Below are 7611 nucleotides of genomic sequence, written 5' to 3'. Positions count from 1 at the left end.
CGCGCACGCTGCCCGTTTGGCCTTCGATGGCGACGGCTTCGAACGTGCCGTGCTTCTCGTGGACACAGTGCTCGTTGCGCGTCAGCGCCAGAACCTCGCCCACGCCGGACAGCGCGCGCAGGATATCCGCGAAATCGGGCTGCAAACGGATGGCCTCGTGACCGACCTTCGCCGCCACGAATTCCGCCTCGCTGACGCCGAGACGCGTGGCGGCATCGCGCGCGCGAAGCTTTTCCTCTTCCCTCAACCGAAGCATGGCTTCCCTGAGTGCGCCGCCCCGAAGCCGCTCGCCACGGGCCGGGATGCCGTCATCCAACATCCGGTCCTCCTCCGCCTGAATCTTGCCGGAGTATAGTCTGGGGCGAGGGCGGTCTTCAATGGTAAATATCTAATTTAGAACGATAATACTTTTAATATAGTGCAAATAGCGCGCGGGTAACGAAGCGCGACCAAGGCCGCGAAATCTCGCTTATCTTGGGCAGCAATCGGCTCGAACATTCTGAATGAAGGACCTTGCGCGAGGGTATCGCTCATCCGTCCATCCCGGAACGCCGCCTTCGCCGCATCAACCGCCGGTTGGCGCTCGCCCCGTCTCCTGCTAAAGCGGAGCCAGCGAAGCGCGCGCGGAGGCTGGCGATGGACCTGATGGCGATTGCATTCCCGTTCAACGACCCCGTGGCGGTGCATATCGGGCCGCTCGGTGTGCGCTGGTATGGACTTGCCTATATGGCGGGGCTGCTGCTCGGCTGGCTTTATATGCGACGGCTCTGCGCGGAGGCGCGGCTGTGGGGTGGCGCATCGCCCGTGACGCCGCATCAGGCCGACGACTTCCTCTTCTGGGCGACGCTCGGCACCGTGCTCGGCGGGCGGCTCGGCTTCTTCCTGATGTATGAGCCGTCGATGCTCCTCCACGATCCGTTGCGCTTCTTCCGCATCTGGGAAGGCGGCATGGCGTTCCACGGCGGGCTGCTCGGCGTTGGCGCAGCGATCTGGATTTTCGCGCGCCTGAACCGCATCCCCGTGCGCTCGCTGATGGACCTGTCGGCGGCGGCGGTGCCGTTCGGGCTGTTCTTCGGGCGGCTGGCGAATTTTATCAACGGCGAGATTTACGGGCGGCTGTCGGATGTTCCGTGGGCGGTGGAGTTTCCCGCGCGCGTGCTGCTGGCGGGCGACGCCGCCGGGCCGCGCCATCCTGTGCAGCTTTACGAGGCCGCGCTTGAGGGCCTGGTGATGTTTGTCCTGCTGCGGTACTTCACGCACAGCCGCCTCGCGCTGCGCGCGCCGGGGCTTGTGACGGGCGTCTTCCTCGCGGCTTATGGCGTGTTCCGCATCTTCGCCGAGTATTTCAAGGAGTGGGACTACGGCCAGTTCTTCACGACGGCGTATTTCTCGGAGGGCGTTGTGTATTCGCTGCCGATGATCGCGCTGGGGGTTTGGTTCGTGGCTACGGCGCGGCGGGGGAGGGTCGGCTCATTTGCCGCTTCTGGCCGAGCTTGAGCGCAACATTTTGACCATTGAGGTTTCATTATTTTTGGTTATAAGATTAGTTATTTAGAGGAGAAATGTATGGCGTGGTTCGAGGATACAGCTTCATTTGTAAGTAGCGGATTCGGCCTTTTTGCTTGGGATAAGGCTCACGCCATTCTTGGTACTATCGCCGCGTTAATTTCCGTAAGCGTTTTTGCCTTACGCCAGGTTTTCCAGCTTCGGAAGAAGCAGTCTGAATTGGACACCAGAACAGCTGAGCTGAGCGAAGCCGAAAAGCAGATTGCCGAAAAGCAGAAGAAGCTGGAAATCGTAGAGAGGGCGGCTCAAACCCATGAGACCCATTTGTGGGATTTATGGCCGAATGAACCTCCGGAATGGTTTTGCAGAAAGTGGCCGTATTTTTCTCGCCGAGTGATTACTCTCGCAAACTTCAAGGGCGGTGTGGGCAAAACCACAATCGCAGCCAATTTGGCAATCGCCATAGCGCGTAAGGGCTATCGGGTTCTGATAATCGACCTTGATTATCAGGGATCGTTGGACGGTCGTTTCAACGTGGGCAATTTACGATGGTCTGAGAACGCAGGCACGAACGCCCTTCTTGCAAAAGAAGGTAGCTTGTTCGATCTGAGCACTATTCACAAGCTTAGCGGCGATTTTGAGGGCATATGGCTTGTTCCCGCGTTCTATGCGCTGGCCTCTCTTGAAAACAGACTGATGCTACAGTGGCTTCTTCAGAGCTGCGAGGATGATATACGCTTTAGAATCGCAGAAAAAATTCTTGATAACAAAGTTGAAGGCCAGTTTGACGTTGTTATCATGGACACTCCGCCCAGGTTGACAGCGGCTACGGTCAATGCTCTCTGTGTTTCAACTGATGTGCTCATTCCGACTGTTGTAGATAGCACATCGATGGAAGCAGTCCTCGGATTTGCTCAGACGGTAAGCAGTTTCCGGCAGCGCTATAATCCTCGTCTCGAAATTGCTGGCGTTATACCATCTCTTACATTTCAGGCTGATCTGAAGCCTCATGAAATAGACATGCTCCGAAAACTGGATCAGCAATTGGTTCACGCGGGCTTCGCTCCAAAAGTCCTCTCGTTGAACGTGCCACGAAAATCTATTCGCGAGGTGGTCGCGGGTGACAGGCAACTTTATTTTGCTGATGATAATTGCAGGAGCGTGTTCGATCGTCTGGTCGAATCGTTGAAATTGTCTACACCTTTGGACACTGTGAGAAACTCCCATGAAAATAGCGGATTTAGTGTCAGCGCTTGAGGACTTGGGGACGATCTATCGTCACGCCTCAAAGGACGCTCCGAAACCGTGCATTAGTGACGTGCTAGCGCTTTTGCAAGACAAACAGCACCTAAGCCTGTCTGAGCTAAAGGCAGCGGCGGCGGAGAATAAAAAATCCACAAAGCCGAAAAAACCGAGAGAAACTAAGCCGAGAGAGCCGAAGAAGGCCAAAGGCTTTTCTCAGGAAGAACATTTGAATCGGCTTCTTGATGCTAAAAATGAGGGAACGCTACTTGCTGCCATCGAACTTCTGAAGAAATCGAAGCCAACAAATGAGAACCTGACAAATTTACTTACGGCCTACACCGGGGTAGCGGTTCGAACGGGTAGAAAAAAGGACGATCTGTATAACGCTTTTCTGCGAGCATTCAATGCAGAGCAGCGGCACGAAGCGAGAGCAGAAATAAGCAAAACTACACTGCCTATCTAGGCTCTCCGCCTACTCCGCAGCCCGCGCCGTCACCTTCGCCTTACCTTTCGCGGCGGGGCGGCGCTTGAGCAGTTGCTTCAGGAACTGCCCCGTATAGCTGCCCGGCGCATCGGCGATGTCCTCCGGGCGGCCCTCCGCCACGATGCGGCCGCCGCCGTCGCCGCCCTCGGGGCCGAGGTCGATCACCCAGTCGGCGGTCTTGATCACTTCGAGATTGTGCTCGATCACAGCCACCGTGTTGCCCGCGTCCACAAGCTGGTGCAGCACTTCGAGCAGCTTCGCCACGTCGTGGAAATGCAGACCCGTGGTCGGCTCGTCGAGGATGTAGAGCGTCTTGCCGGTGGCGCGCCGCGACAACTCCTTCGACAGCTTCACGCGCTGCGCCTCGCCGCCCGACAGCGTCGTCGCCTGCTGGCCCACCTTGATGTAGCCGAGGCCCACGCGCTGCAACGTCTCCATCTTGTCGCGCACGGACGGCACCGCCTTGAAGAACTCGGCCGCCTCGTCCACCGTCATGTCGAGCACGTCGGCGATGGACTTGCCCTTGAACTTGATGTCGAGCGTCTCGCGATTGTAGCGGTGGCCCTTGCAGACGTCGCACGTCACATAGACGTCCGGCAGGAAGTGCATCTCGATCTTGATGACGCCGTCGCCCTGGCACGCCTCGCAGCGCCCGCCCTTCACGTTGAACGAGAAGCGCCCCGGCAGGTAGCCGCGCGCCTTCGATTCGGGGAGGCCCGCGAACCAGTCGCGGATCGGGCCGAACGCGCCGGTGTAGGTCGCCGGGTTCGAGCGCGGCGTGCGGCCGATGGGCGACTGGTCGATATCGATGACCTTGTCGAGGAACTCGATGCCGTCGAGCGCGTCGAACGGTTCGGGCGTCTCGCCGCCGCCATTGAGCCGCCGCGACGCGGCCTTCTGGATCGTCTCGATGAGGAGCGTGGACTTGCCGCCGCCCGACACGCCCGTCACCGCCGTGAAGCAGCCGAGCGGAATCGAGGCCGTGACGTCTTTCAGATTGTTGCCGCGCGCGCCCTTCACCGTCAGCATGCGGCGCTTGTCGATCTTGCGGCGCGCGGTCGGCAGCGGCACCTCGCGCTTGCCGGTGAGATATTGCCCGGTGAGGCTCTCCGGGTGCGCCTTGATTTCGGCGGGCGTGCCTTCCGCGATCACGCGCCCACCATGGACGCCAGCACCTGGGCCGATGTCCACCACATGGTCGGCAGTGAGGATCGCGTCTTCGTCGTGCTCGACCACGATCACCGAATTGCCGAGGTCGCGCAGGTGTTTCAGCGTATCGAGCAGGCGCGCGTTGTCGCGCTGGTGGAGGCCGATGGACGGCTCGTCGAGCACATAGAGCACGCCCGTAAGCCCGGAGCCGATCTGCGAGGCGAGCCGGATGCGCTGGCTTTCGCCGCCCGACAGCGTTCCCGAGTTGCGGGACAGCGCGAGGTAATCGAGGCCGACGTCGTTCAGGAAGCGCAGCCGCTCACGGATTTCCTTCAGGATGCGCGTCGCGATCTCGTTCTGCTTCGCTGTGAGCTTGCCGGAGAGCGTCGCGAACCAGTCGTTCGCCGCCTTGATCGACAGGCGCGACGCCTCGCCGATATGGAGCCCGTCGATTTTCACCGCGAGCGCCTGCGGTTTCAGGCGGAAGCCGTTGCATTCCTCGCAGGGCTGGTTCGATTGGTAGCGCGAAAGCTCCTCGCGCACCCACTGGCTGTCCGTTTCCTTCCAGCGTCGCTCGATATTCGTGACGACGCCCTCGAATGCCTTGCGCGTCGTGTAGGTGCGCATGCCGTCGTCATAGGTGAAGGCGATTACCTCGCCGCCCGAGCCGAACAGGATCGTGTCCTGCACCTGCTTCGGCAGCTTGCTCCACGGCGTATCCATGGAGACGTTGAAATGCGCGGCGATTGCGTCAAGCGTCTGCGTGTAATAGGGCGAGGTGTTGCCCGTGCGCGCCCACGGCACGATCGCGCCCTTGCGCAAGCTGAGCGACTGGTCCGGCACGACGAGTTGCGGCTCGAACTTCAGTTCCGTGCCGAGGCCGTCGCATTTCGGGCAGGCGCCGAACGGATTGTTGAACGAGAACAGGCGCGGCTCGATCTCGTCGATGGTGAAGCCCGAGACGGGGCAGGCGAAGCGCTGCGAGAAGGTGATGCGGCGCGGCTCGTCGGGCTTCGGCGCGGCCTTTTTCTTTTTGCCGCCGCCCGCTTCCGGCTCGGCCTTGGGCGCGTCCGCGAATTCCACGATGGCGATGCCGTCCGCCAGTTCGAGCGCCGTCTCGAAGCTGTCCGCAAGCCGCGTGCCGATGTCGCCGCGCACCACGATGCGATCCACGACAACGTCGATGTCGTGCTTGAATTTCTTGTCGAGCGCCGGCGCGTCCGGGATTTCGTAGAACGTGCCGTCGATCTTCACGCGCTGAAAGCCGCGCTTCTGGAGGTCGGCGAGTTCCTTGCGGTATTCGCCCTTGCGGCCGCGAATCATCGGCGCGAGCAGGTAAAGCCGCGTGCCCTCGGGCAATTCCAGCACGCGATCCACCATCTGGCTGACGGTCTGGCTTTCGATGGGAAGCCCGGTTGCGGGCGAATAGGGCACACCGACGCGCGCCCACAACAGCCGCATGTAGTCGTAGATTTCGGTGACGGTGCCGACGGTGGAGCGCGGGTTGCGGCTCGTCGTCTTCTGCTCGATGGAGATGGCGGGCGAGAGGCCATCGATCAGGTCGACGTCCGGCTTCTGCATCATTTCCAGAAACTGGCGCGCATAGGCCGACAGGCTTTCGACATAGCGGCGCTGGCCCTCGGCATAGATGGTGTCGAAGGCGAGGCTCGATTTGCCGGAGCCGGACAGGCCCGTGATGACCACGAGCTTTTCGCGCGGAATGTCGAGCGAGACGTTCTTGAGATTATGCTCGCGCGCGCCGCGTATCGCGATATGTGTCTGTGTCAAGGAATTCCTGTCCCTGCGCGTTCTGCCGCAGGTTATAGCGCCTTAACTCGGCCCGGTCGCGCGGAATTTAAAGGGGGATGAGGGATTCTAATTTGCGGCGCATAAGAGTCTAATTTGTTATGAATAGCTGGGAACATATGAGGTGACAAATGTCTCAGGCGCGCCCCCTGATCGCCGAATCCAGCACGTCCGAATCTGCCAATATAAAGACAGTCCTAGATGATATGGCGGTGGATGCCGTTGTCGTCCCAGACTATCAGCGGGACAGCGATCAGTGGGATGATATGACAAAATCCCTTCTGATTGAGTCTGTTATAAATAACCTTTCCATACCCGCGTTCTTTTTTGAAGTCGAAACTGGAGAAATCGAAAGAAATTCAGTCATTGATGGGCAGCAAAGACTGACAACTCTTAATGAATTCTATAATGATGAATTGCGGCTTGTAGACAGCGATGCTGCGCCGTACATATCACCAGATAGTGTTCATTATGCAGGAAAAAAATTCTCGCAACTGCCGAAGGTCTACCAGGACGCGTTTAAGAGATACAGGCTTACGATTATCAAACTTAGGGGAATGGGGGAAATGCGCCTTGAGGTTTTTCGGCGCATAAATCAAGGCGGTACTCCTCTAAGTGCGCAAGACATTCGCCTCGCATATTACGGACAAGGGTCCCGTTCTCTAGCTTTTGTTAGGCTTGTTGGAATAACAGATAAAAGCAAGCACTCTTCTCAGAGTTTTCTTTTAAATGCAAAAAAACAATTTCTCCTTGGATTACCCCTGGAAAGGGTCCGCTGCTGAGACTTGGCAGGACCTATGGGAGGCAAAATAATCGCGAGAGGGCAAACACCGTCAGAAATGTTTCTATGGTCCTTGATTTCATCACAGTTCGATAAATTAGATCAGCTTCTTCAAAATAAATCGGCGTTGGAAGTTCTTAAGGTTAGGTACCATAATACGATGGACGAGGCTCTGGATGCATGTGCGGCACAGTTAAAACGACAGGATGACTACATAGATGATGAGCCTCTCTTTATAAGATGCGACTCTATTATTTCTGACTTCTTTCCATTTTTTCAGGAGTGGATTCATAATATTTTTGGGATGCATGGCTCTGCATCGCTAAACGTCACCAAGCATCGTTTAGCTGCATCCACTATAGGAGCCATGTATCGCTTGCAATTAAAGCCGAGTAATTTTGATCATGATAAATGGGGAAATTTGATCGAATTTATACGCCGACCCAGTGAAGCAGCCCCGAAATTTGGATTGTCATGGCCACAAAGTAAGGGGCGCTGGGATGGCGAGAAAGGCTACAGAGTCCAGCTCGAAACAGCGGAAAAGCTGATCAAAAAAATCGCATGATTGGCAATAGGCCAAGCACGTTATCCATTGTAGACGAAAACTACAGGATCTATCCGCCAGACTGGAAAGACGCGG

The 7611-nt window shown here is 57.6% G+C and carries 7 protein-coding genes; 5 read left to right on the top strand and 2 right to left on the bottom strand.

Translation table 11 applies throughout. The features are described 5' to 3' along the window. A partial coding sequence (locus tag T281_RS15340; RefSeq protein WP_037241361.1) for a ChuX/HutX family heme-like substrate-binding protein occupies positions 1-319 on the bottom strand: 319 nt, incomplete at its 3' end. Positions 320-636: 317 nt separating this feature from the next. Between T281_RS15340 and lgt the strand changes: the two genes are divergently transcribed. The 3 genes from lgt to T281_RS15325 all read left to right on the top strand — a co-directional run bounded on the left by lgt (position 637) and on the right by T281_RS15325 (position 3214). Next, positions 637-1497: a prolipoprotein diacylglyceryl transferase gene (lgt, locus tag T281_RS15335; protein ID WP_037241364.1), complete on the top strand. Its 861-nt coding sequence runs from the start codon at positions 637-639 to the stop codon at positions 1495-1497. Positions 1498-1566: 69 nt separating this feature from the next. After that, positions 1567-2763, top strand: a complete 1197-nt coding sequence (locus T281_RS15330; RefSeq protein ID WP_037241358.1) for a ParA family protein — start codon at positions 1567-1569, stop codon at positions 2761-2763. Continuing rightward, a complete protein-coding gene (locus T281_RS15325) occupies positions 2732-3214 on the top strand; it encodes a hypothetical protein (protein WP_155955296.1) in 483 nt (160 codons plus the stop codon). Before T281_RS15330 ends, T281_RS15325 begins: the two co-directional genes overlap by 32 nt. 9 nt (positions 3215-3223) lie before the next feature. Here the strand turns inward: T281_RS15325 and uvrA are convergent, their stop codons facing one another. Further along, positions 3224-6172 (bottom strand): excinuclease ABC subunit UvrA, encoded by a 2949-nt coding sequence (uvrA, locus tag T281_RS15320; protein WP_037241353.1) that lies wholly within the window; start codon positions 6170-6172, stop codon positions 3224-3226. Between the two features lie 149 nt (positions 6173-6321). Here uvrA and T281_RS15315 point away from each other — a divergent pair, with 149 nt between their 5' ends. Continuing rightward, on the top strand, positions 6322-6972 hold the full coding sequence (locus T281_RS15315) for a DUF262 domain-containing protein (RefSeq protein WP_037241351.1): 651 nt from the start codon (positions 6322-6324) through the stop codon (positions 6970-6972). 159 nt (positions 6973-7131) lie between these two features. Continuing rightward, positions 7132-7536: a hypothetical protein gene (locus T281_RS15310; protein WP_210164079.1), complete on the top strand. Its 405-nt coding sequence runs from the start codon at positions 7132-7134 to the stop codon at positions 7534-7536. Positions 7537-7611: the final 75 nt, after the last annotated feature.

It is taken from the genome of Rhodomicrobium udaipurense JA643, from assembly GCF_000636015.1.
GTDB classification, from domain to species: domain Bacteria; phylum Pseudomonadota; class Alphaproteobacteria; order Rhizobiales; family Rhodomicrobiaceae; genus Rhodomicrobium; species Rhodomicrobium udaipurense.
This window is presented reverse-complemented; position numbering and strand designations above follow the sequence as displayed.